The organism is Okeania sp. SIO2B9, assembly GCF_010672505.1.
In the GTDB taxonomy this organism is placed as follows: domain Bacteria; phylum Cyanobacteriota; class Cyanobacteriia; order Cyanobacteriales; family Microcoleaceae; genus Okeania; species Okeania hirsuta.
Genome location: NZ_JAAHGK010001204.1, coordinates 1 through 2,346, shown reverse-complemented (window position 1 = coordinate 2,346; position 2,346 = coordinate 1). Strand labels below are relative to the sequence as shown.

Below are 2,346 nucleotides of genomic sequence, written 5' to 3'. Positions count from 1 at the left end.
TCTAGAAAAACTGGATAGTTTTGAGATCAATGAATTTGATGAAGCAGGATTCAGCGAAGCTTTTGATATAGATGAAGAAGGAAATACTAAAGGTAGAAAAGCAAATGGTTTTCTAGAAGATGATGAATTTGGTGATTTTGAAGAGTATGAGTCTCTAACTGATGAGATGGAAATGCCGACCGATATGACAGCTCCCGATATGAGTACTGCAGCATCTAATAATATAGAAGCAATGGACACAGGAATGGTGGTAGGTGGTACAACAGGAGCCTTGTTTGACAACAGAACTGATCGTAGCGCAATTGATAATGAAGAAACTATCCCAATAGATAATCAACTCCCAACCTTCAGTAAAATTAAAGGAGAGGCAGTAGATACAACTGTAATGGTTGAACAAGGTGGGTTGGCATTCTGGGAAAATGCTTCACTATCTACAAAACAACTATACACAGCCATAGGAACAGGACTAGTATCCTTAATTGTAGTAGCTTTTGTCAGTAATGTTGTTTCCTACAGAGCGTATCAAGAACAAAAAACAGAAGTAATTTCTTATTTGCGTGGCACTGGTTGGATTATGACAGGTATCGCAGGAATCAGTAGCTTTTTAACTGCTTATGGTCTTGGTAGTCTCACAACAAAGCAAATAGAAAGAGCTAACAAAGATTTACATACTCAATTCGATATTATTGCTGACGGCAACTTAAAAGCTAGAGCAACAGTTTATTCAGAAGATGAATTTGGCAAACTTGCTGCCAAGTTTAACCACATGGCTAAGGTTATTCAGGCAACTTACACCGATGCTCAAAGGAAGGCAGAAGAAAATGAACAAGCCAAAGAAGACTTACAAAGGCAGGTGATTCGTTTACTAGATGATGTAGAAGGAGCAGCTCGTGGAGATTTAACTGTTAGTGCAGAAGTTACAGCTGATGTGTTGGGAGCAGTAGCAGATTCGTTTAATTTAACAATTCAAAATTTGCGGGAAATTGTACATCAGGTAAAAGAAGCTGCTCAAAAAGTGAGTAGGGGTTCTATGGATAGTGCGACTTTTGCTCAAGGTTTATCTACAGATGCTTTGCGACAAGCAGAAGAGTTGGCAGCGACTCTACAGTCTGTGCAAGTAATGACCGATGCTATTCAAAGGGTGGCTGAAAACGCTCGCGAAACTGAAGATGTAGCAAGGTCTGCAGCAGCTTTAGCATTGAAAGGAGGGGAGACAGTAGACCGTACCGTAGCTGGTATTTTGCAAATCAGAGAAGGTGTGGCAGATGCAACTCGAAGAGTGAAGCGTTTATCAGAGTTTACCCAGGAAATCTCTAAGATTGTAGGTTCAATTTCTAGTATTGCCTCTCGCACAAACCTGTTGGCATTGAATGCCAGTATTGAAGCAGCTAGGGCAGGAGAAGCAGGCAAAGGATTTGCAGTAGTAGCAGATGAAGTCAGACAGTTAGCAGATAAATCAGCTAAAGAATCTAAGAATATAGAACACACAGTGATGCAAATTCAAACTGAAACAGGAGGGGTGATGACTGGAATGGAAGAAGCAACTCAGCATGTTATTAAAGGAACGGAGTTGGCAGAGGAAGCAAAGCAGTCTCTGGAAGATATTGTTCAAGTTACAACAAGAATTGATGTGTTAGTACGTTCTATCGCTGCAGATACAGTAGAACAAAATGAAGTGGCTCAATCAGTATCAAAGGTGATGCAGGCAGTAGAATTGACAGCTCAAGAAACTTCTCAAGAATCTCAACGAGTTTATAGCTCGCTACAAAATTTAGTGGGTATTGCTCGAGATTTATTGACTTCAGTAGAACGTTTCCGAGTAGATCCAGCAGATCAATAAAGTCAAAATATTAATGAACGTATGTGAACAAATAAATTATCAGCATATTTTTCAATCGATGCAAAACAAAAGTTAGTAGTTGAAAAAATATCCCGTTGAATCCAGAACTATAAAAAATATGCAAACAGAACAAACACAAAAAATTATGGGCTATTTTATTGAGGAGGCAAAAGACCACTTCAATACTATAGAACATGGAATATTAAACTTACCAAATACTATAGCAGATCGAGAACTATTAAACGAATTATTTAGAGCGGCTCATTCTGTTAAAGGTGGGGCTGCTATGTTAGAAATTAATAGTGTACGAAATATTGCTCATAGATTAGAAGATAGTTTTAAAATCCTGAGAGAAACTTCCATTAAAGTAGATAATAAATTAGAATCTTTATATTTAAGTGTTTTAGATACTTTACAAGACTTATTAGAACAACTTTCCAACTCTGGTTTAACAGAAAAGGAAGAAAAAACTAAACTAGAAAAATTAGAGCCGGTATTTCAAGAGA

General features: G+C 37.8%; 2 protein-coding genes. Both read left to right on the top strand.

From position 1 onward, the window contains the following. On the top strand, window positions 1–1,840 hold a 1,840-nt coding region (locus F6K13_RS28950; RefSeq protein WP_287289274.1), incomplete at its 5' end, for a methyl-accepting chemotaxis protein. Between the two features lie 118 nt (window positions 1,841–1,958). Further along, window positions 1,959–2,346: Hpt domain-containing protein (locus F6K13_RS28945; protein WP_287289272.1), on the top strand; the 388-nt coding region annotated here is incomplete at its 3' end.